Annotated in this window: 20 protein-coding genes and 1 pseudogene; 10 read left to right on the forward strand and 11 right to left on the reverse strand. The window is 72.9% G+C overall.

All coding sequences use genetic code 11. The features are described 5' to 3' along the window. Positions 1–21: 21 nt before the first annotated feature. From ABTZ99_RS13160 to ABTZ99_RS13180, 5 genes are all read right to left on the reverse strand, one after another. Complete coding sequence (locus tag ABTZ99_RS13160) at positions 22–408, reverse strand: DUF485 domain-containing protein (protein WP_498777112.1); 387 nt, start codon at positions 406–408, stop codon at positions 22–24. Continuing rightward, a complete protein-coding gene (locus ABTZ99_RS13165) occupies positions 405–1,244 on the reverse strand; it encodes a LytR/AlgR family response regulator transcription factor (protein ID WP_230569251.1) in 840 nt (279 codons plus the stop codon). The genes ABTZ99_RS13160 and ABTZ99_RS13165 overlap by 4 nt, the downstream gene beginning before the upstream one ends. A gap of 36 nt (positions 1,245–1,280) precedes the next feature. Continuing rightward, complete coding sequence (locus tag ABTZ99_RS13170) at positions 1,281–1,640, reverse strand: hypothetical protein (protein WP_499611126.1); 360 nt, start codon at positions 1,638–1,640, stop codon at positions 1,281–1,283. 172 nt (positions 1,641–1,812) lie between these two features. Then, on the reverse strand, positions 1,813–4,761 hold the full coding sequence (locus ABTZ99_RS13175) for an AfsR/SARP family transcriptional regulator (RefSeq protein ID WP_498777117.1): 2,949 nt from the start codon (positions 4,759–4,761) through the stop codon (positions 1,813–1,815). A gap of 79 nt (positions 4,762–4,840) precedes the next feature. Continuing rightward, positions 4,841–7,324, reverse strand: coding sequence for a DEAD/DEAH box helicase (locus ABTZ99_RS13180; RefSeq protein WP_499611128.1), 2,484 nt, complete (start codon positions 7,322–7,324; stop codon positions 4,841–4,843). A 375-nt stretch (positions 7,325–7,699) separates the two neighbouring features. Between ABTZ99_RS13180 and ABTZ99_RS13185 the strand changes: the two genes are divergently transcribed. Together ABTZ99_RS13185 and ABTZ99_RS13190 are read left to right on the forward strand one after the other, a co-directional pair. After that, entirely contained in the window at positions 7,700–8,884 is a 1,185-nt protein-coding gene (locus tag ABTZ99_RS13185; protein WP_498777121.1) for an acyl-CoA dehydrogenase family protein, read from the forward strand. A gap of 26 nt (positions 8,885–8,910) precedes the next feature. After that, positions 8,911–9,699 carry an SDR family NAD(P)-dependent oxidoreductase gene (locus ABTZ99_RS13190; RefSeq protein ID WP_498777123.1) on the forward strand — a complete coding sequence of 263 codons (789 nt, stop codon included), beginning with the start codon at positions 8,911–8,913 and terminating at the stop codon, positions 9,697–9,699. Here ABTZ99_RS13190 and ABTZ99_RS13195 read toward each other — a convergent pair. Beyond that, complete coding sequence (locus ABTZ99_RS13195; protein ID WP_499611132.1) at positions 9,684–10,364, reverse strand: DUF2306 domain-containing protein; 681 nt, start codon at positions 10,362–10,364, stop codon at positions 9,684–9,686. The two genes, ABTZ99_RS13190 and ABTZ99_RS13195, sit on opposite strands and share 16 nt — an antisense overlap. Before the next feature lie 28 nt (positions 10,365–10,392). Then, on the reverse strand, positions 10,393–11,550 hold the full coding sequence (locus tag ABTZ99_RS13200) for an epoxide hydrolase family protein (RefSeq protein WP_499611134.1): 1,158 nt from the start codon (positions 11,548–11,550) through the stop codon (positions 10,393–10,395). A 246-nt stretch (positions 11,551–11,796) separates the two neighbouring features. Between ABTZ99_RS13200 and ABTZ99_RS13205 the strand changes: the two genes are divergently transcribed. The 4 genes and pseudogenes from ABTZ99_RS13205 to ABTZ99_RS13220 all read left to right on the forward strand — a co-directional run bounded on the left by ABTZ99_RS13205 (position 11,797) and on the right by ABTZ99_RS13220 (position 14,218). Further along, entirely contained in the window at positions 11,797–12,486 is a 690-nt protein-coding gene (locus ABTZ99_RS13205; RefSeq protein WP_499611136.1) for an energy-coupling factor ABC transporter permease, read from the forward strand. Continuing rightward, complete coding sequence (locus tag ABTZ99_RS13210) at positions 12,483–12,785, forward strand: PDGLE domain-containing protein (protein WP_498777131.1); 303 nt, start codon at positions 12,483–12,485, stop codon at positions 12,783–12,785. The genes ABTZ99_RS13205 and ABTZ99_RS13210 overlap by 4 nt, the downstream gene beginning before the upstream one ends. 89 nt (positions 12,786–12,874) lie before the next feature. Then, positions 12,875–13,372: pseudogene (locus ABTZ99_RS13215) on the forward strand (energy-coupling factor transporter transmembrane component T family protein); the annotation flags it as partial. A gap of 63 nt (positions 13,373–13,435) precedes the next feature. Further along, positions 13,436–14,218: an energy-coupling factor ABC transporter ATP-binding protein gene (locus ABTZ99_RS13220; RefSeq protein WP_499611295.1), complete on the forward strand. Its 783-nt coding sequence runs from the start codon at positions 13,436–13,438 to the stop codon at positions 14,216–14,218. A gap of 25 nt (positions 14,219–14,243) precedes the next feature. Here ABTZ99_RS13220 and ABTZ99_RS13225 read toward each other — a convergent pair whose 3' ends face one another. The 4 genes from ABTZ99_RS13225 to ABTZ99_RS13240 all read right to left on the reverse strand — a co-directional run bounded on the left by ABTZ99_RS13225 (position 14,244) and on the right by ABTZ99_RS13240 (position 17,953). Beyond that, positions 14,244–15,422 (reverse strand): lytic polysaccharide monooxygenase auxiliary activity family 9 protein, encoded by a 1,179-nt coding sequence (locus tag ABTZ99_RS13225; protein ID WP_498777133.1) that lies wholly within the window; start codon positions 15,420–15,422, stop codon positions 14,244–14,246. A gap of 90 nt (positions 15,423–15,512) precedes the next feature. Next, positions 15,513–16,814 (reverse strand): MFS transporter, encoded by a 1,302-nt coding sequence (locus ABTZ99_RS13230; protein ID WP_499611139.1) that lies wholly within the window; start codon positions 16,812–16,814, stop codon positions 15,513–15,515. A 113-nt stretch (positions 16,815–16,927) separates the two neighbouring features. Next, positions 16,928–17,347 carry an SRPBCC family protein gene (locus ABTZ99_RS13235; RefSeq protein WP_498777137.1) on the reverse strand — a complete coding sequence of 140 codons (420 nt, stop codon included), beginning with the start codon at positions 17,345–17,347 and terminating at the stop codon, positions 16,928–16,930. A 30-nt stretch (positions 17,348–17,377) separates the two neighbouring features. Then, positions 17,378–17,953: a uridine kinase family protein gene (locus tag ABTZ99_RS13240; protein ID WP_498777139.1), complete on the reverse strand. Its 576-nt coding sequence runs from the start codon at positions 17,951–17,953 to the stop codon at positions 17,378–17,380. A gap of 427 nt (positions 17,954–18,380) precedes the next feature. Here ABTZ99_RS13240 and ABTZ99_RS13245 point away from each other — a divergent pair, with 427 nt between their 5' ends. Genes ABTZ99_RS13245 through ABTZ99_RS13260 form a run of 4 tightly spaced genes read left to right on the forward strand, consistent with a single transcriptional unit; the run spans position 18,381 to position 20,938 of the window. Continuing rightward, a complete protein-coding gene (locus ABTZ99_RS13245; protein WP_498777141.1) occupies positions 18,381–18,845 on the forward strand; it encodes a hypothetical protein in 465 nt (154 codons plus the stop codon). Further along, positions 18,842–20,044, forward strand: coding sequence for a PPE domain-containing protein (locus ABTZ99_RS13250; RefSeq protein ID WP_498777143.1), 1,203 nt, complete (start codon positions 18,842–18,844; stop codon positions 20,042–20,044). Before ABTZ99_RS13245 ends, ABTZ99_RS13250 begins: the two co-directional genes overlap by 4 nt. Next, entirely contained in the window at positions 20,041–20,307 is a 267-nt protein-coding gene (locus ABTZ99_RS13255; RefSeq protein WP_498777145.1) for a WXG100 family type VII secretion target, read from the forward strand. The genes ABTZ99_RS13250 and ABTZ99_RS13255 overlap by 4 nt, the downstream gene beginning before the upstream one ends. Continuing rightward, positions 20,300–20,938, forward strand: a complete 639-nt coding sequence (locus ABTZ99_RS13260) for a hypothetical protein (RefSeq protein WP_499611142.1) — start codon at positions 20,300–20,302, stop codon at positions 20,936–20,938. The genes ABTZ99_RS13255 and ABTZ99_RS13260 overlap by 8 nt, the downstream gene beginning before the upstream one ends. Positions 20,939–20,951: the final 13 nt, after the last annotated feature.

A 20,951-nucleotide genomic window follows, 5' to 3' on the forward strand; every position in this document is an offset into this window, starting at 1 on the left:
TCTTCCGGGACTGGGAGGAAGTCAAGAACGTTCCACCAACTCCGCGAACTCCCGCTCGCTGCGCTCGGCCTGGCGCACGTAGAACCAGCCCGCCAGCACGAACACGGGGAACACCAGCAAGCCCAGCAGCAGCCACGGCAGCGGCAGGCCCAGCAGCCGTTGCGCGCCGACCTGGGGCGCGAACGTGAACACCAGGGGCAGGGCCGCCACGCTCCCGCACACGACCGCGCACAGCAGCAGCCCGAGCCGCCGCTGGGTGCGGATCAGCGACCGCATGTAGACCGCGCCCAGCTCGCTCTGCTCGTCGATCTCCCGTGACGCGGGGTACGGGCGCGGAGCGCGTGGCGCGCGGGTGCGCGGGCTCGTCACCACGACCCGCTGGGTGTGCGGTCGCTGCGGCGAGGTCACGACGGCTGCCGGTTGCGGCGCACCAGCAGCTGCCGGAGGTGCCGGGCGTGCCGCCGGCTGACCGGCAGCACCGCGCCGCCGATGTTGACGCTCAGGTGGCCGTCCTCCAGCCGCAGCTCGTCGATGTGCCCGAGCGAGACGAGGTGGCTGCGGTGGATGCGCACGAACCCCGCCGAGCGCCACCGCTCCTCCAGGCCGTTGAGCGCGGCGCGGACCAGCCCGCTCCCGGTCGCGGTGTGCAGGCGGGCGTAATCGCCGTGCGCCTCCACGTACCGGATGTCGGCCAACCGGATGAACCTGGTGATGCCGCCGAGTTCGACCGGAATGACTTCGTCGCCCACGTCGGGCGTTTTCTCGGCCGGCGCGGCGGCGGCCGGTTCCGGCGTCTTCGAATCGAGCACCTCGTGCACGATCCGGTGCACGGACTCGGCCAGCCGTTCCGCCCGGACGGGCTTGAGCAGGTAATCGAGAGCTTTCAGCTCGAATGCCTCGACGGCCGGTTCCTGGTGCGCGGTGACGAAAACAATGCGCGGCGGTTGGGCGAAGCGGGACAGCACGCGGGCCAGGTCGAGCCCGTCGAGGCCGGGCATGCGGATGTCGAGGAACACGGCGTCGACCGGCTGGCCCGCGTCCATGGCGCGGTGCAGCGTCCGCAGCGCCTTGGTCGCGTCCGTGACGCCCTCGACGTGGGCGACGCGCGGGTCGGAGCGCAGCAGGTAGACGAGGTCCTCCAGCGCGGGGGCCTCGTCGTCCACGGCGAGCACCCTCAGTGTTCGCTCGAGCGCCCCACGGCGCTCCGGGCCCTCGCAGAGAGGGCAGGGAAGTCCTGAGGTCATGGAGTTCCAATGCGGTGTGGTCGGCAGCGTCGGCGATTAGACCACCGGACGCCTATCCTCACCCTTCGGGGTGGCCAAGGGCAATGACCGGCGCGCGGCCTGAGCGTCACCCAGAGTCATCTCCAGCTCGAGGAACGCCTCCTCGGCCCGGCGCGCGGCCAGCGACACCGACGCCGCCGCGGCGCTGCCGACCAGCCGCCGGGTCGGCTCGTGCAACCCGCGCACCACGTCGGACCACTCGTTGGCCAGCCGCGCCAACTCCGTCAGGGCGCAGACCAATTCGGCGGAAGTGCGCGGCGCCGGGTCCACGATCCGCGCCAGTCCGACGTGCGGATCGGAATCCATGGCATCCCCCACGAGTGCGCCGAAGTATCGAAACCCGATGCTCTCGTTCACCGACCACGCGGTCAACGACCCGGAGGAGTGGTCTCAATTGGCCGAAATCCGCGTGTCGAACCTTCAGTACCCCCGAGTTCGTCACCCAGGTCGGCCGACCGGGGCACCCGAACGGTGAATTCGGGGGTCGCGAACGTTCGACGCGCGGGCGTTGAACGTTCGACTCACGCGGTCAGGTCAGGTCGGACAGGGCGGCGGAGGCCAGGGACTCGAACTCGCCGAAGCCGCTGCGGGAGGCCAGGTCACGGCCCACGCGGGCGTGGCGGAGGGCGTCCGCGCGGCGGCCGTCGGCGGCCAGGGCGTGGACCAGGTTGACGTGCGAGCGGGCCACGCCGTAGCGGTAGTCCGACGACGTGGCCAGTTCCAGCGCCCGCAGGTGCGCCGCGACGGCACGGGCCGGTTTGCCCAGGTGCCGCAGGACCAGGCCGAGGGCGTTGTGCACCTCCGACTCGATCCGCCTGCTCCCGCCCAGCTCCTGCACCAGCGCCAACGCCCGCTGGGCCGTCCGCATCGCCTCCGCGTGCTCCCCGGCCAGGCACAGCGCCGCCGCGAGGTGGGCCATCGACTCCGCCCGCGGGTGCCGCGCACCACTGCGGTACCACGCCTCCAACGCGTAGCGCTGCAGCTCGGCCGCCCGCGCGTAGTCCCCGGACGCCGTGCTGCACCGCCCGAGCAGCGCCGCGCACGCCGCCTCGATGTTCACCCCGTCGGCCGCCCGCGCCAGCTCCAGCCCTTCGGACAGGAACGACTGCGCCGTCGCCAGGTCGCCGCGCATCAACCACACCGCGCCGAGGCCGGTCAGCGCCGAGATCCCCACGTGCGGCAGCGCGCCCTCGACCTCGCCCAGCTCCGCCATCCGCTCGAACGACGCGAGCGCGGCGGGCAGCTCGCCGAGCTCCAGGTGCACGATCCCGTCCAACCCGACGTGCAGCCACTCCGCCCGCGCGGTCGGCCGCACGGACCGCAGGTACCGCTGCGCGACCCGCAGGTTGCCCAGGTTCCGGTGCTCGGTCGCCAGCCACACCGTCATCAACGTCTCGGCGTCGCGGTCACCGGCCGACCGCGCCGCGCCCAGCGCCGCGCCGACGGCGTTGAGGAACTCCACGTGGTGCCCGTGCGAGCCGAGGTACCCGCTCACCGAGTTGATCAGCTGCCACGCCATCGGCAACGGCCCGTGCGCGGCGCAGTGCTCGGTCGCCGCCAGCACGCTGGCCCGTTCCGCGGCCAGCCACCCCCTGGCCGCGTCCGGGCTCATCCGGGGCGGCCCGGACGAGCCCAGCTCCGGGTACAGCACGTTGCCGACCTCGATCGCCGTGCGCAGGTACCAGTCGAACAGCCGCAGCCGCGCCGCCGCCATGTCCTCGCCCGACGCCTCGGCGCGGTCGGCCGCGTAGTCGTGCAGCAGGTCGTGCAGCGCGAACCGGTCGGGCCCGACCCGCTGCAGGAGGTGCGCCGACGCCAGGTCCTCCAGCAGCCCGCGCGCCACGTCCTCCGGCGCGTCCAGCAACGCCGCCGCGCCGATCACGCAGAAGTCCGGCCCCGGCAGCAGCCCGGCCAACCGGAACAGCCGCGCCGCGTCCGGGCGCAGCGCCGCGTACGACAGGTCGAACGCCCGCCGCACCGCCGCCGTGTCGTCGTTGTCCACCGCCAGCGCGGCCAGCCGGTCGCCACCGCGCAGCTCCTCCACGTACGACGCCACGTCCACGTGCGAGGAGCCGACCAGGTTCCCCAGCGCGATCCGCAGCGCCAGCGGCAGGTACCCGCACAGCCGGGCCAGCTCGCCGAGCGCGTCGAAGTGCGTCACGGCCGCGTCCGAGCCCAGCGACCGGGCCAGCAGCTTCCACGCCTCGTCGCCCCGCAGCACGTCCAGCCGCACGGTCGTGGCGCGCAGCCGCAGCTCGTTGCGGCTGGTGATCAGCACCGAGGAGCCGGGGTCGGCGGGCAGCAGCGGCCGCACCTGGTCGACCGACGCGGCGTTGTCCAGCGTGATCAGCACCCGTCGGCCGCGCAGCCGGGCCCGGTAGCCGGCGACCAGCTCCTCCTCGTCCACCGGGATGTGGTCGGCCCGCACGCCCATCGCCCGCAGGAACCGGGCCAGCACCGCGGACGTCGACAGCGGCGGCGACGTGGAGTGCCCGCGCAGGTTCACGTACAGCTGGCCGTCGGGGTACCGGTCGCGCACCGCGTGCCCCACCGAGATGGCGAACGCCGTCTTGCCGACGCCCGGCGGCCCGCACACCACCACGGTCGCCGAGCCGCGCGTCAGCAGACCGGTCACCCGGGCCAGCTCGGCGGCGCGGCCGACGAAGTTGCCCACCGGCGCGGGCAGCTGCGACACCGGCGCCCACGTGCTCGCGACCGGCTGGTGCAGCGCCGGGTCGCCGGTGAGGATCGCGTGGTGCACGGCGCGCAGCGAGTCGCTCGGGTCCACGCCCAGCTCCCGCGCCAACGTGGTGGACGCCTGCCGGTAGGCGTCCAGCGCGTCGGCCTGCCGGTCCACCCGGTACAGCGCCACCATCAGCTGCGACCAGAACCGCTCGCGCAACGGGTGCTGCGCGGTCAGCCGGCGCAGGTCCGCGACCACCTCGTCGGAGCGGCCCAGCCGCAGCTTCACGTCCACCAGCTCGGAGATCACCCGCAGCCGGTGCTCGGCGAGGGTCGGCGCCTCGGTCTCGTGCAGCGACTCCGACGGCACGTCGGCCAGCGGCGGCCCGTGCCAGCACGCCAGCGCCCGCTCGTAGGCGTCGGCGGCGGCGGTGAAGTCCTCGGCGGCGGCCAGCTTCGCGCCCTGCTCGGCCGCCGCCTCGAACCGGTGCAGGTCCAGCGCGTCGGGCGGCAGGTCGATCCGGTAGCCGGTCGGCGTGGTGCGGATCAGCGGCGGGTCGCCGAGCGCGCGCCGCAACCGCATCACGTACACCGGCAACGTCTGCGCGGCGCGGTCCGGCGGCGTCTCGCCCCACACCCGGCGGATGAGGTCGCTCGCGGGCACCGAGCGGTTCGCGTCCAGCAGCAGGGTCGCCAGGACGATGCGGTGCTTGGCGGCGGTGACGGCGACCGAGCGGCCGTTCCGGCGGACCACGAGAGACCCCAGCACGCCGAACTCGTCCTGCGACAGGGTCAACCGCCTCCGTTCTCTCCCGACGTTGACATGCTCGTACCCCGGTCCGCACCGCAGTACCACCGGATGGACTCCACGCGGGCTAGAGCCTGCCGACTTCGGTGATCCGCAGGGCCGCCGTGCCGGTTTCGTCGGACCCGGCCAGGTCGACCTCGGCGGTGAATCCCCAGTCGTGGTCCTTGGCCGGGTCGTCCAGGACCTGCCGCACCCGCCACAGCCCCGGCTCCTCGGTGATCAGCAGCAGCGCCGGGCCGCGGGCGTCCGGGCCCATGCCGATCTCGTCGTGCTCCTCGAAGTACGGCTCGAGGGCGTCCTGCCAGTCCTCGGCGGTCCAGCCCGCGTCGCCGTCCAGCCGGCCCAGCTCGTAGTAGTTGCGCCGCGCGGCCAGCTCCACGCGCCGGAACAGCGCGTTGCGCACCAGCACCCGGAACGCCCGCACGTTCCCGGTCACGGCGGGAGGCGTGTCGCTCAGCGACGTCTCGGCGGCTTCCTCGCCGGGGTTGCGCAGCTTCTCCCACTCGTCGAGCAGGCTGGAGTCGACCTGGCGGACCAGCTCGCCCAGCCACTCCTGCAGGTCGCTGAGCTCCTCGGTCTTGGCGTCCTCGGGCACGGTCTGGCGCAACGCCTTGTACGCGTCGGCCAGGTACCGCAGCACGAGGCCCTCCGAGCGCGCCAGCTGGTACTGGGAGACGTACTCGGCGAACGTCATCGCCCGCTCGAACATGTCCCGCACCACCGACTTCGGCGACAGGTGGTGGTCGGCGACCCACGGGTGCCCGCGCCGGTAGGTGGTGAACGCGGCCTCCAGCAGCTCGGCGAGCGGTTTCGGGTACGTCACCTCGTCCAGCAGCTCCATCCGCTGGTCGTACTCGATGCCCTCGGACTTCATCGCGCCGATGGCCTCGCCGCGCGCCTTGTGCTCCTGCGCGGACAGCACCTGGCGCGGGTCGTCCAGCGTGGACTCGATCACCGACAGCACGTCCAGCGCGTACGACGGCGACTCGCGGTCCAGCAGCTCGATCGCGGCCAGCGCGAACGGCGACAGCGGCTGGTTGAGCGCGAAGTTCACCTGGAGGTCCACGGTGAGCCGGATCTCGCCGCCCTGCCGCTCCACCACGCCCGCGGCCAGCAGGCCCCGGTACATCTGGATGGCGCGCAGGATGTGCCTGCGCTGCGCGGGCCGGTCCTCGTGGTTGTCCTCCAGCAGGTGCCGCATCGCGGCGAACGCGTCGCCCGGCCTGCCGATCACGTTGAGCAGCATCGCGTGGCTGACCTGGAAGCTCGACGTGAGCGGTTCCGGGTCGGCCTTCGTGAGCCGCTCGAAGGTCTGGTCGCTCCACGACACGAAGCCCTCGGGCGCCTTCTTGCGCACGACCTTGCGCCGCTTCTTCGGGTCGTCGCCCGCCTTGGCCAGGGCCTTCTCGTTCTCCACCACGTGGTCCGGCGCCTGGACGACGACCGTGCCGACGGTGTCGTAGCCCGCGCGGCCCGCCCGGCCCGCGATCTGGTGGAACTCGCGCGCCTTGAGGTGGCGGGTGCGCTGGCCGTCGTACTTCGACAGGGCGGTGAAGACCACCGTGCGGATGGGCACGTTGATGCCCACGCCGAGGGTGTCCGTGCCGCAGATGACCTTCAGCAGGCCGGCCTGCGCCAACTGCTCCACCAGCCGCCGGTACTTGGGCAGCATGCCCGCGTGGTGCACGCCGATGCCGTGCCGGACCAGGCGGGACAGCGTCTTGCCGAACCCCGAGGTGAACCGGAACCGGCCGATCATGGCCGCGATGGCGTCCTTCTCGGCGCGCGTGGCGACGTTCACGCTCATCAGGGACTGCGCGCGTTCCAGCGCCGAGGCCTGGGTGAAGTGCACCACGTAGACCGGCGACTCGCGGCCGTGCAGGAGCTCTTCGATCGTCTCGTGCAGCGGGGTGGTGACGTACTGGAAGTTCAGCGGCACCGGGCGTTCGGCGGAGCGGACCACGCTCGTCGTGCGGCCGGTGCGGCGGGTCAGGTCCTTCTCGAAGAACGTGACGTCGCCCAGGGTGGCCGACATGAGCAGGAACTGGGCCTGCGGCAGCTCGATCAGCGGCACCTGCCACGCCCAGCCCCGGTCGGGCTCGGAGTAGAAGTGGAACTCGTCCATGACGACCTGGCCGACGTCGGCGCCCGTGCCGTCGCGCAGGGCGATGTTGGCCAGGATCTCGGCGGTGCAGCAGATGATCGGCGCGGTCTCGTTGACGCTGGCGTCGCCGGTCACCATGCCGACGTTCTCCGCGCCGAACGTCTCGATCAGCGCGAAGAACTTCTCCGACACCAGCGCCTTGATGGGCGCGGTGTAGTAGGTCCTGCGGCCCTCGGCCATCGCGGCGAAGTGCGCGCCGATGGCCACCAGCGACTTGCCCGAGCCGGTCGGCGTGCTGAGGATGACGTTCGAGCCGGAGACTATCTCGATCAGCGCCTCCTGCTGCGCCGGGTACAAGGACAGCCCCCGCTCCTGCGCCCAGTCGGCGAAGGTGTCGTAGAGGACGTCGGGGTCGGGGGTGGCCGGCAGGCGGTCGGTGAGAGTCATCGCAGGCAGAGCATAGTGGCAACCGCGACCCCGACGACCGCCGCCGAGATCACCCGGCCGTCGACGGGCGTTCCCGCGATACCGCCCGGCGGGGCGGCGCATTTCCCCGATGCGCCGCTTTCCACCCTCCCGGTCGACGGAGTCGAACGCGCCGGGTGACGGCGGCGACAACCCGCGCTCGCACCCGGTGGGAAAAGCGGTGGCGAAAACTCCGCAACCTGGAAGATGTGCACGGAGAGTGACCAGTCGTACGCTTGCCGCACGAAAAGATCGCCGGTAGGCGGCTACCACCCCGCGCATTCAGCGGCGCTATCGCCACACCCCGGTGGCCGCATACCGGAAGGTGCTCGGCCACCAATTCTCCAGGGGTAATCAATGACGAAGCCGCAAGTGCTCCAGCGATCCGCGCTCGTGGACCGTGCCGCGGAGCTCGTGCCCCTCCTCCGGTCGCACGCGCTCTGGACGGAGGAGAACAGGCGCCTGCACGAGGAGTCGATCGGGGCGTTGGCCGACGCGGGGATCCTGCGGATGCGGGTGCCCACCCGGTACGGCGGTCACGAGAGCGACGCGCGGACGGTGGTCGACGTGCTGACCCAGGTCGGCCAGGGCGACGGCTCGACCGCGTGGAACGTGTCGGTCTGGTCGATGGCCGCGTGGCTGGCGTGCATGTTCCCCGACCACGTCCAGGACGAGGTGTTCGCCGACCCGGACTCGCTGGTGTGCGCCGTGCTGAGCCCGACCGCGCTGGCCGTCCCGGCCGACGGCGGCCTGGTCGTGAACGGCCAGTGGCACTTCATGAGCGGCGCGCTGCACAGCCGGTGGCAGGTGGTGATCGCCATGGCGCCCACCCCGGACGGCGCGGGCCAGTGGCCGATCATGGCGCTGGTGCCCCTGTCCGACCTGATGATCGTCGACGACTGGCGCACGTCGGGGCTCAGGGGCACCGGCAGCGTGACGACCGTCGCGGAGAACGTCTTCGTCCCCGGCGACCGGGTGCTCCCGATGCCCGCGGTGCTCCAGGAGCAGTACGCCTCCGAGCTGAACGCCGCCTCGCCCGTCTACCGGTCGCCCCTGATGCCGACCGGCTGCACGACGTTCACCGGCACGGCGGTCGGGATGGCGAAGGCCGCGTTCGACGGGTTCCTCCAGCGGCTGCCCGACCGGAAGATCACCTACACCGACTACGGCAGCCAGAGCACCGCGCCGATCACCCACTTCCAGGTCGCCGAGGCGTCGTTGCTGATCGACGAGGCCGAGTCGCACGCCTACCGGCTGGCCGACCTGGTGGACTCGAAGGCCGTCGACGGCGACCAGTGGACCGTGCGGGAGCGGGTCTACGCCCGTGCCGCCCTCGGCCGGGTCTTCCAGCTCTCCAAGCAGGCCGTGGACGTGCTGCAGACCGGCAGCGGCGGGTCGTCGGTCTACGAGACGGTCCCGATCCAGCGGATCGCGCGCGACCTGCAGACGCTCAACCTGCACGCGCTCATGCACCCGAACACGAACTTCGAGCTCTACGGCCGCGTCCTGTGCGACGTGGAACCGAACACGATGTACATCTAGCGGGCCAGGCGGCAGGAGGATTCGGGATGGACACCCTGTTGACCGATCGCGTGGTCGTCGTCACCGGAGCGGGTTCCGGTATCGGACTGGCCACCGCGCGCAAGTTCGCCGAGGAAGGCGCCCGCGTCGTCGGGGCCGACCTCGACCCCCGACCGTTGAAGGACGTCCCCGGAGCGGTCCTCCCCGTCACGGTCGACATGGGCGAGGAGTCCGCCGGGGACCGGGTGGTCGAAGCGGCCGTCGCCGAGTTCGGCGCGGTGGACGTCCTGGTCAACAACGTCGGCGTCTACCCGTACCGGGAGAACGGCTTCCTCTCGGTCGACGACGCCGAGTGGAACCGGGTACTCAACCTGAACTTCCTGTCCGCGGTGCGGATGACCAGGGCCGTGCTGCCGCACATGATCGCGGCGGGCCGCGGTGCCCTGGTGCACATCGCCAGCGAGGGCAGCCGCCAGCCGGTCCCGTTCTTCGTGGACTACTGCGTGAGCAAGGCGGCGGTCCTCAACCTCTCCAAGGCGCTGGCCAACGAGTTCGGCCCGCAGGGCGTCCGCAGCAACGTCGTCTCGCCCGGCGCGACCCGCACCCCCGCGTGGGACGCGCCGGGCGGGCTGGCCGACAGCCTGGCCGCCGAGTTCGAGATGGAGAAGGAGGCGGCGCTGACGCACTTCGTCCGCGAGGTGCGCAAGCTGCCCACCGGCCGGCTGGGCACCCCGGACGAGGTGGCCTCGGTGATCGTGTTCCTGGGGTCGGACCTGTCGGCCCAGGTGACCGGGGCCGAGTACACCATCAACGGCGGGAGCTACGCCGCCGCTTGACGGGGAGCCCGCGACGGGCGCCGCGGCTGCCGCCGGGGCGTCCGTCGCAACCACAGGGCGACCAGCGCGACGTTGATGATCCAGCCCAGCCAGAACGCCCCGATCTGGCCGATCAGCACCAGGTCCTCGAACTCGAGGCCGGGCACCAGCAGGACCGGGTAGAACAGCGCCCGCCCGGTGATCGGGGTCATGGCGAAGGCGAAGCTGTAGAGCATCCACCGGCGGTGGTCGGCGTACCGGCGCCTGCGGGCCATCAGGAAGCCCGTGATCGTGGTGACCAGGCCCAGGCCCGCCCAGGCCACCGCGCCCGCCTTGCCGATGAGCGTGAGCGAGGTGACCGGGGTGATCGCCAGCGCCAGCACGGCGGAGGGCCCCATCCCGGCGAAGACGTAGAGCCGTCCGCTCGTGCGGTGCACCGCGGGGTGGCGCTGCCGCAGCCACGGCCACAGCTGCAGGCACACGGTCACGATCGCCACCGTGCCGAACGCGATGTGCAGTTCCAGCATCGGGTAGTGCGGCGGGAACGCCGCGTCCAGCCGCGACCGCGACTGGGCCGGGTCGAGCGTCAGGTACGGCGGCAGCGCGTAGACGAGGAACGCCACGACGAGCACCGTGAGCGGGACGACCCAGGGACGACGCCACCACGATCGGGTGTCAGTGGCCATGGTCGGTCTCCGATCGGTCGGCGCCCGCTCAGGTCCGGAACGGGCGGAAGAAGTCCCGGACGTCCTCGACGAACAGGTCCGGCTGCTCCAGCGCGGCGAAGTGGCTGCCGCGGTCGAACTCGGTCCAGTGGGTGATCGTCGGGTAGGCGCGCTCGGCGATGCTCCGCACCGGGGGCGTGACGTCGGCCCCGAACACGGCCACCCCCATCGGTTTCCCGACCGGGGGCGGCGGGGCGCCGGTGAACAGCGCGCCCAGGTCGGCCGCCGCCTCGTAGTGCAGCTCGGCGGACGACCCGGCGGTCGCGGTCAACCAGTAGATCGTCACGTTGGTCAGCAGCACGTCGCGGTCGACCGCGTCCTCCGGCGAGTCCTTGGAGTCGGTCCACTCGAAGAACTTCTCGACGATCCAGGCGAGCTGTCCCACGGGCGAGTCGGTGAGGCCGTAGGACAGCGTCTGCGGGCGGGTGGACTGCAACCGCATGTAGCCGGACAGCTCGGCGTCGTAGCGGGCGAGCTTGCCCAGGCGGGCCTGGTCGGCCTCCGTCAGCGCGGCCAGTTCCGCCGGGTCGCCGGACGGCACCGTGAGCAGCAGGTTGACGTGCACCGCGACGACGTGCTCCGGGTCGACCCGGGCCAGCTCCAGCGAGACGAACGAGCCCCAGTCACCGCCCTGCGCGCCGTAGGAGCCGTAGCCCAGCCGGCTCATCAGCTCGGCCCACGCCCTGGCGATCCGGTCGAGGCCCCACCCGGTCTCGCCGGTGGGACCGGAGAACCCGAAGCCGGGCAGGCTGGGGATCACGAGGTGGAACGCGTCGGCCGGGTCGCCGCCGTGCGCGGCCGGGTCGGTGAGCGGCCCGATGACGTCGAGGAACTCGACGATCGACCCGGGCCAGCCGTGGGTGAGCAGCAGCGGCGTGGCGTCCGATTCCGGCGAGCGGACGTGCAGGAAGTGGACGTGCGCGCCGTCGATCTCGGTGGTGAAGTTCGGGTGCTGGTTCAGCCGCGCCTCGGCGGCCCGCCAGTCGTAGTCGGTCCGCCAGTACTCCACGAGCTCCCGGAGGTAGCCGAGCGGGACGCCGCGCGACCAGCCGACGTCGGGTAACTCCCGCGGCCAGCGGACGTTCGACAGCCGGCGGCGCAGGTCGTCGAGCTCGGCTTCGGGGACCCGCACGCGGAACGGCTTCATCGTCGACGCCCTTCAGACCGTGTCTCACCCGATCGTGGCGCAGTCGGGCGGCTGAGTTGTCGAGATCCTCACGCACAGTGTCCGGCATGTGGCCGGTCGAGGTCTTCTCCGTTCGTGCGGAGTAGGCGCGCTCTGTCGCCCCGAACCGCTCGCCCACCGGGTCCGCTCGCCGTGATCGAGTGGGGAAGGCCTCGGTTGTTGCACAGTGCTGGCCATTGCTCTCTTCTTGCAACTAGCGTGTGGTGCGTGTCCGAACCGGTAGCAATGCACATGAGCGACGGCCTGCTCAACGCGCCGACCTCACTGCTGTTCGTGGCGGTCGCGGTGGCGGGCGTCGGCGTGGCGCTGGCCAAGGCGCGCGGCGACCTCGACGACCGGACCGCGCCGCTGGCCGGTCTGGTGGCGGCGTTCGTGTTCGCCACCCAGATGCTGAACTTCCCGGTGCTGCCCGGCGTCAGCGGGCACCTGCTCGGCGGCGCGCTCGCCGCCATCCTGGTCGGACCGTGGGTCGGCGCGCTGTGCGTGACGATCGTGCTGGTGGTCCAGTCCCTCTTCTTCGCCGACGGCGGCGTCACCGCGCTCGGCGCGAACGTCACCAACATGGCCCTGATCGGCACGGCGGTCGGCTACCTGACCGCGGTGGCGCTGCGCCGGCTCGCCACCCGCGGCAAGGGTGGCCTGGCCGCGGTCGCGTTCGTGTCCGCCCTGGTCAACACGGTGCTGGCGTCGTTCGGCTTCGTGCTGGAGTACGCCATCGGCGGCCAGGGCGGTGTCGCGTTCGGCACGGTCGCCGCCGCGGTGCTCGGCGTGCACGTGCTGATCGGCATCGGCGAGGGCGTGATCACCGCGGTCACCGCGACCGCGGTCGCGGCCGCCCGGCCCGACCTGGTGTACCTGCTGCGCGGCGTGCCGCAGAAGCTGGAGTTGAGGGCGTGAAGCGCTTCTTCCTGGGGTTCGCCGTGGTCAGCCTGCTGCTGGCGGGCGTGGTGTCCTACTTCGCCGACTCCGACCCGGACGGGCTCGACCACGTGACCGAGCAGCACGGCATCGCCGAGCACGCGCAGGACCACCCGCTGGCCGGGTGGCCGCTGGCCGACTACGCGCTGGGCGGCGACGACCGGTTCACCGGCCTCGCGGGCGTCCTCGGCGTGGTGGTCACGCTGGCTCTCGCCGGTGGGCTGTTCTGGGTGCTGCGCAAGCGTTCCGGCGTCGACACCGACACGAAGTCAGGGTGAGCGCGGGCCACGGTTTCCTGCACCGGCCGGGCGACTCGCCGGTGCACCGCCTCGCGCCGCAGGTGAAGATCGCCGCCGCGGTGGTGGCGGTGCTGTGCGTGGTGGCCACGCCGCGTGAGGCGTTCTGGGCGTTCGGCGCCTACCTGCTCGCGCTCGCGGCGGTCTGGGCGGTGGCCGGCGTGCCGGTGCGGTGGTTCGCCGCGCGGTCGGTGATCGAGGTGCCGTTCGTGCTGCTGGCCGTGCTGCTGCCGTTCACCGGCGGTGGCGAGCGGGTGGACGTGCTGGGCCTGTCCGTGTCGGCGGAGGGCGCGTTGGCCGGGTGGAACATCCTGGCCAAGGGCACGCTCGGGCTGCTGACGTCGTTGACGCTCGCCGCCACGACCGCGCCGCAGGACCTGCTGCTCGGCCTGCAACGGCTGCGGATGCCGTCGGTGCTGATCACCATCGCGACGCTGATGCTGCGGTACGCCGAGGTGATCGTGGGCGAGGCCAAGCGGATGCGGGTGGCCCGGATCTCCCGCGGCGACGACCCGAGGTTCCTCTGGCAGCTCGGCGCGACCGCGCGCGGCATCGGCAGCCTGTTCATCCGGTCCTACGAACGCGGCGAGAGGGTGCACCTGGCGATGGTGTCGCGCGGCTGGACGGGCCGGATGCCCGATGGGGGCGGCGGAGAGGTGGTGGCGGCCGTCGAGCCGCGGCGGTCCGCGCCCGCGCTCGTGGTGGAGAAGCTGGCGTACGCCTACCCGGACGGCCACCAGGCGCTCTTCGGGGTGAACCTGCGGGTCGAACGCGGTGAGCGGGTGGCCGTGCTCGGCCCGAACGGCGCGGGCAAGACGACGTTCGTCCTGCACCTCAACGGCGTGCTGGGCGGTGGGTCCGGCCGGGTCGAGGTGGCCGGGCTGCCGGTGGAGAAGGCGAACCTCAAGGAGATCCGCCGCCGGGTCGGCGTGGTCTTCCAGGACCCCGACGACCAGCTGTTCCTGCCGACCGCGCGCCAGGACGTGGCGTTCGGCCCGGCGAACTTCGGGCTGCGCGGCGCGGAACTCGACGAACGGGTGGAGCGCGCGCTGGCCGCCGTCGGCATGGAGTCGTTCGCCGACCGGTCGCCGCTGCACCTGTCCGGTGGGCAGCGCCGCCGCGTCGCGCTGGCCACCGTGCTGGCCTGCGACCCCGAGCTCCTGGTGCTCGACGAGCCCTCGGCGAACCTGGAACCGGTGGCCCGCCGAGAGCTGGCCGAGGTGTTGCTGGGGTTGGACCGCACGATGCTCATGGTCACCCACGACCTGCCCTACGCCTTGCAGCTGTGCCCGCGCAGCGTGTTGATCGACGGCGGCGTCGTGGTGGCCGACGGACCGACGCGGGAGCTCCTGGCCGACACCGGGCTGCTCGCCCGGCACCGGCTGGAGCTCCCGTTCGGGTTCCGCCTGGAATGACCCCTGGTTCAGCCCGACCGGGGGATCAGGGGCTGGTGCAGGTCACCGTGGGCAGCGAGTTGGAACCGGAGTAGTTGGCGGTGAAGCCGAACTTCACCGACGCCTCCGGCGCCACCGTGCCGTTCCACGCCGCGTTCTTGACGATCACCTGCGAGCCGGAGCCGGACTTGACGCCGCTCCACAGGCTGTTGATGGCCTGGTTGCCGCCCCACGTCCAGGTGGCGGTCCAGCCGTTGTACGCGCTCTTGCTGTGGTTCATGACCTCGACCTCGGCCTGGAAGCCGCCGGACCACGCGCTGGTGATCTTGTAGATCGCCATGCAGTTCGGGTCGCCCGGGTTGTTCGGCGTCGTGGTGGTGGTCGACGTCGGGGTCGTCGTGGTGGTGCTGGTGCTGGTCGACGTGGTGGTGGTGGTCGTCGTCGTGGTGGTCGTGCCACCGCCGTTGCCGACACCGGTCTCCTGGCCGTTGCCGCCGTCGAACACGACGTCCGAGCAGTTGTAGAACGTCTCGGCGCTGTCCGAGCGGGTCCACACCGAGTAGACGATGTGGCGGCCGGACTTGCCCGAGGGCAGCTTCGCGTTCCAGTAGTACTTGCCGTCGACGGTGCCCACCGCGCCGCTGTCCGGCGGGTTCGTCACGCTGTCGAACGGCGTGCTCTCCAGGTCGCTCCACGCCAGCGGCCGGGTCGGGCTCCAGCTGTCCTTGGTGATGTACAGGTCGAACCTGCCGGGGTGCGCGGCCCACTTGTTGTAGGTGACGTTGAACGTCGCACCGGCGGTGAGGTGGGTCACCGGGTAGTCGTTGCGGGCGATGTCGAACCCGGAGAACGTCGGGTTGCCGCCGCTGCACAGCTTGCCGTCGGGGATGAAGCCGCTCATGCGGCCGGCGCCGTCGGACCGCAGCACGCCGAACCAGTTGTAGAGCGCGTTCGTGCCGCCGGCGGACACCGCCGCCGCGCAGGCCGGGTTCTGCGGCCGGATGTCGCCCTGCGGTGACAGGCCGTCCTTCCAGCACATGAAGGTCCGGCTGCCGGGCGTCATCATGGCGCCGTGCGCGGACGCCGCGGTCGGGCCGACCACGTTCACGAGCGTCGCGATCAGCAGGCCTGCCACACCGGCCGAGGCCAGAGCGATCCATCGTCGGGCCGTCACGTCGTTCACCTCCTCGTTGAGGTTCTGGGAGCGCTCCCAGGAACAGGACATGACTGTAACCGTGCGTACCTCATCTGTGAATGGGCGATCACGCAGTGCATCTCAGCGGCGCAGCGCGTGCCGCCCTACGGTCGTGTCGGGCTACACCCGGACGCCCGCACGCCGCCTCGGACGTTTCGCCGGGCGCACTGGGCCGTGCGGGTGACCCGGGTGGCCCGCGGGCGGCGCGGGGTGGTGCGGCCTGCGCAGCACGCGGTGCGCCAGCGCGGTCCGGCGGTGCGGCGGCGCGGCCAGCACGGAGGCCGCGAACACCGTGGCCATCAGGGTCAGCACGCCCGCGAGCACCAGGGTCTCCGGCGCGCCGATCCGTTCACACAACCAGCCGAGCAGCGGCGCGCCCACCGCGCCGGCCGCGGCGCCCACGGCCGAGTTGACCGCCAGCAGCCTGCCGCGCATCCCGTCCGCCGTGTCCAGCTGGATGCGGGTGCTCATGGTCGTGTCGATGACGACCGCGCCCGCCGCGATGGGCAGCAGCACGATCGCGAAGCCGAGCGTGCCCGGCACCAGCCCGCTGGTCACCTGGAGCAGGCTCGTCGCGCAGGCGACCACCAGCAGCAGCCGCACGGTCAGCGTCCGGCGCGCCGCCGCGGCCAGCCCGCCCACCACGGTGCCGATCGCGAACACCGTCGACAGCAGCCCGTAGACGGTCGCGTCCGTGCTCATCGCGGCCATCGTGACCTGGTAGTTGCGGCCGAGGCTGGACAGCGTGAACCCGAGCGCGAACAGCAGGAGCAGCCGGCCGCTGGCCGCGACGTACCGCAGGCCGGCGGCCACGCCGACGCCGTCGGGCGCACTGGCCGCCAGGGGGTGCAGCTCGGCGCGGCGGATGGTCAGCACCGCGCCCATGACGGCCAGGAAGCTCACCGAGTTGATCAGGAACAGGGCGGGCGAGCCGAGCGCGGCGGCCAGCACCGCGGCGCTGCTCATGCCCAGGATCCGGCCGGTGGAGCTGAGCACCGAGCCGAGCGCGACCGCGTTGCCCAGGTCTTCCCGGGGCACCACCTGCGCGCCGAACCGGCCGAGCGCGGGCAGGTCGAACACCGACACCAGGCCCGCGGCGAACGTCAGCGCGAAGACCACCGTGATCGGGGCGCCCTCCCACACCACGAGCGCGAGCACGGCGGCCAGCACGGCGTGCAGGGCCTGGCAGGCGAGGATGATCCGGCGCACCGGCAGCCGGTCCGCCAGGGAGCCGGCCCACGGGCCGAGCAGCACCGACGGCAGGGTGCCCAGCAGCACCGAGAGGCCGACCGAGGTGGCCGAGCCCGTGCGGTCGAGCACGACCCAGTTCAGACCGATCAACTGCATCCACGAGCCGGTCACCGAGATCAGGTCGGCGAACGCCCAACGACGGTAGTTGCGGCTCCGCAAAGCGCGGAACATCGAAGCTCCCTTGACTGTGATCCGGGGCCTCGACGTGCGGACGTGCCCAGGTGAACGGCGTTCACACTAGGTGTCGCTTTTCCGCGTTCAAACACGATGATCAGTGAAAACAGTCACGTAACGCTCTGTGTGGCAAGCGCTGCGAGCCGGCTCAGCGCCTGGACGAGGTGCTCGTCGGTGATCTCGTGGGCCTCGCCGCCGAGCGCCGCCTGGTGCTCGCCGCCGACGTCCAGGTGCAGCACCACGCGGCTGCGGCCCGGGCCCTCGTCGTCCACCTGGAGCCACCCCGAGTAGCCGCCGCCCTCCAGGTCGCCCCACTCCAGCCGGCGCTGCTCGGCGTCCGCGGCCAGGTAGCCCTCGGCCTCGTCGATCTCGTCGCCCATCGACACGTGCCCGGTGACCCGCTCCGGGCCGCTCGGCTCCACCTGCAGCCCGTCGGGCAGCCACGCCTCCATCGCGGACACGTCCCGGGCCAGGTCGAACACCACCCGCGCGTCGACCGGGATCGTCTGCTCGTGCTCGTACTCAGCCATGCCGGCAGCAGTACCCCCGACGCGCCGGGGCTACACCGACGCGGGCGCCATGCCCCCGATCGTGGCGAGCCGCACGTGGTGCGGGCGGACCGGGCGCATGCCCGCGTCCACGCAGCGGCGCACCACGGCGGGGTGCTCGCGCAGCAGGCGCAGGCCGCGGCGGGCCAGCAGCGGCACCGGCTTGCGCGCCTCGGCCACGTCGCGGGCGAACCGGCGGGCGAACGTCACCACGGCGTTCGGCGCGAGCACGATGGCGTCGGCCAGCACGCCGGCCTCGCGGCAGCCCGCCACCAGCCGGTCGGCGAACAGGCCCTCGGCGAGGAACAGGCCGGGTGCGGTCACCGTGCGGCAGCCGACGCGCCGGTCCTCGCCGAGCGCGTAGACGGGCGCCTCGACCGTGCCGGTGGTGGCGAGTTCGACGACGGCGGCCAGGGCGTCGGCGGTGTTCCAGGAGCCCTCGGCGTCCCAGTCCGCGCGGCCGGCCTCGTCCCGGGGCAGCAGCGGGTCGTCGCCCTCGCGGTAGTAGTCGTCGAGCCGCAGCACGGGGAGGCCGAGGTGGTCGGCGAGGGTGGACTTGCCCGAACCGGAGGGGCCGGCGAGCAACACGGCGCGCGCGTGAACGGCAGGTGACGGCACGGGGGACGATTTTCGCACACCCGAACCCGAATCCCGCACCGCCGGCGGAGTCGGATCGCACCGCCGCCGTGCCGGCTCGCGCACGGCGGCCGGAGATCGGCTCGGAGGTCGCCTTGCCCGACTGCGCAGGGCCGACTGTGCAGGCCCGACTGTGCGGGGTTGAGCGGTGATCGGCCGGCGAGGTCGCACTGTCGGATCGTGGAAGGCCTCTCCGTGACCGGTTCGCGGGGCGGCTTTGCCCGACCACGCGCGGTCGCGCGGTGACCGGTTCGCGGGCCGGCAGGCCGCCGCCGGCGGGCCCGGCTGACGTGGCGGGCTTGTCCGATCGTGCACCGCCGCTGCTCCCGCTGTGCACCCGCTCTGGTCACCCGCGCGCGGGCACACCACGATGTTGGCCATGGTGGTCAGGGTGCGCGGCGTCGAGGACGCCAGGCGGATGCGCGAAGAGCTGCGCGACGAGCAGCGCGGGTCGGGCGCGGTCGCGGTGCCGGTGGTGGCCGGGCCGAACGGCGCGGGCGCGGCGGGCGTGGTGGCCGAGGGCGGCGACGTCATCGAGCTGGACCTGGCCTCCTTCACCACGGCGGTGTCCGACCTGGAACGGCTGCACGGCGTGCTCACCGAGCTGCTGGCCCGCGCGGACCGCGAGATGGACCAGCCGCTCGGCGACGGCAAGGGCCCGGTCGCGCTGAACATGCGCCGGGCGTTCGGCCTGCGCGGCGGCGACGTCGGCGGCGGCGTGCGCACGGCGCTGCGGTCGTACGTGCGGGAGCTGACGCTGCTGCGCGAGGCGCTGGAACAGGTCGGCCAGACCCAGCGGGCGCAGGACGACCAGGTGCGGCAGGACTTGGAGCGGCTGCGGTGAACGAGCGCGAGCGCAAGGGCGGGTACTGGTCGGACTTCCACGACCACTCGGCGGCCACGCGCCGGCGGAACGGGAAGCGGGTGCGGCAGCGCCAGGCCAACCGGCAGCCGGAGAACTTCGGCAAGATCAACTGGCGGGCGTACACGCACCGGCAGCTCTGGGACATGGTGAAGTCGGCCGACGCCGCGCAGATGGCCACGCGCACCTACGAGTGGCAGCGGCTGGCGGCCGACATCGACCAGGCGACCGCGGACGTGCAGAAGATCGTGCAGGGCCTCGCGCTGTCGTGGCGCGGGCCCTCCGCGGTGGCGGCGGCGTCGTCGGTGTCGGAACTGACGAAGTGGGCCGCGCGGTCCTCGGAACGCGCGGCCCTGGTCGGCGAGGGTCTCGACGGCTACACCTCGGCGGTGCAGGAGGCGGCCCGCGCGATCCCCGAGCCGGTGCACCCCGACGCCGAGAAGTGGTTCCGCGCCGGGTACGACGTGACCACGCTCGACGGGCCGCAGGGCGCGTACATGCTCAAGCAGCTGCTGGACGACCACCTGCCGGACAAGCGCGAGCAGCAGGAGGCCATGGACCGGGCGGTCCGGGTGATGGAGCAGTACGAGGAGGCCAGCCACGGCATCGGGCGCGAGCTGCCGGTGTTCGACGAGGCGCCGGTGGTGACCCAGCCGACCGGGACGCAGCCGAGCCCGCCCCAGCCGCTGCCGGAGCACCGGCCGGCGCCGTCGCCGCCGCCGTGGATCGCGCCGCCCCCGGTCCAGGAGAGGCCCGCCGAGGACGCACCGCTACGGCCCGGCGAGGGCACGACGTCCGTCGCCGCCGCGGGTGCGCCGAGCGCGGCCACTGGTTACGGCGGCCCCGGTGGCTTCGGCTCGCAGTCCGGCTTCGGCCCGGGCGGCTCGTTCGGCACGGGCCACGGCCTCGGTCCCGGCGGCGGCGCGGGCGTCGCCGGCGGTCAGGGCGGCTTCGGTCAGGGCGGCGCGTCCGGCGTGCTCGGCGCGGTGCCGGGCGGTGCGGCGGCACGTGGCGGCGTCGGACCGGTCGTCGGCGCGGGCGGGCCGCAGGGCTTCGGCATGTACCCGCCGATGGCGCCGGGCAACCGCGAGGAGGACGGCGAGCACCGCAACCGCTACGACACCGGCCTCGACCTGCTCGACGACCTGCCGCCCGCGTTCCCGCCGGTGCTCGGCGAATGAGCGGCGGCTACCAGGTCGAGCCGGACGCGTTGGCCGCGTTCGCGGGCCGGTTGGACGAGGTGGCCGACGAGGTGCGGGCCGCCGCCGCCGCGCTGGAGCAGCCGTCGGGCGACCTCGGGCCGGAAGGCGTCACGGAGGCCGTCGACCGGCTGGCGGCCGAGTGGGCGGGCGTGCTGCGCGGCGTGGAGCTGGACGTCGTGGCGGACGCGTTGCGCGCGGCGGGTGAGACCTATCGGCAGGCCGACGAGCTGCGCCATGACTGACTACCGGGGTCTGGGTTTCGATCCCGCGCCGGGCCACGCGGGCGCGGTGGCGGCGGCGAGCGAGCGGTTGTCGGTTGCCCTTACAGTCCCCGGCGCGCCACCGGAACCGTGGACGGGCGCGGCGGCGGACGGGTTCAGGACGCGGTTGGAGGCGGTGGTGTCGGAGCTGACGGCGGTGCGGCGCGCGATGCGGGCGGCGGCCGAGGTGCTCGACGGCTGGGCCACCACGCTGCTGGGCAACCAGCGGCGGGCCGAGGAGCTGGACCGGCGCGCGCTCGGGTTGCGGCGCGCGCTCGCCGAGGCGTCCGACCAGCTCGACCGGACCGGCGCGATGGCGTCCTTCACCGCCGCCGACGGGCAGGCGCACGACCGGGCCGTGGCGCGGCACGACGAGCTGCGCCGTCAGCTGGACGACGTGCTGGAGGAGGCCCGGCTGCTGGAGCGCGACCACCGCGCGGAGGCCAGGCGGGTCGCCGAACGGCTGCGCGCCGAGGAGCCCTCGACGGTCATCTCGGACACGTTGACGAGCTTCTCGTCCCTGACCGCCGAGCTGGCGTCCGTGCTGCTCGGTCCACCTCGACCCGCGTCCACCAGGGGCGCGGCGGCGGCGTTCCGGGCGGGCCTGGGGTGAGACTCGCTCCCGT

The sequence above is a fragment of the Actinosynnema sp. NPDC002837 genome (assembly GCF_040295345.1).
Classification (GTDB): domain Bacteria; phylum Actinomycetota; class Actinomycetes; order Mycobacteriales; family Pseudonocardiaceae; genus Actinosynnema.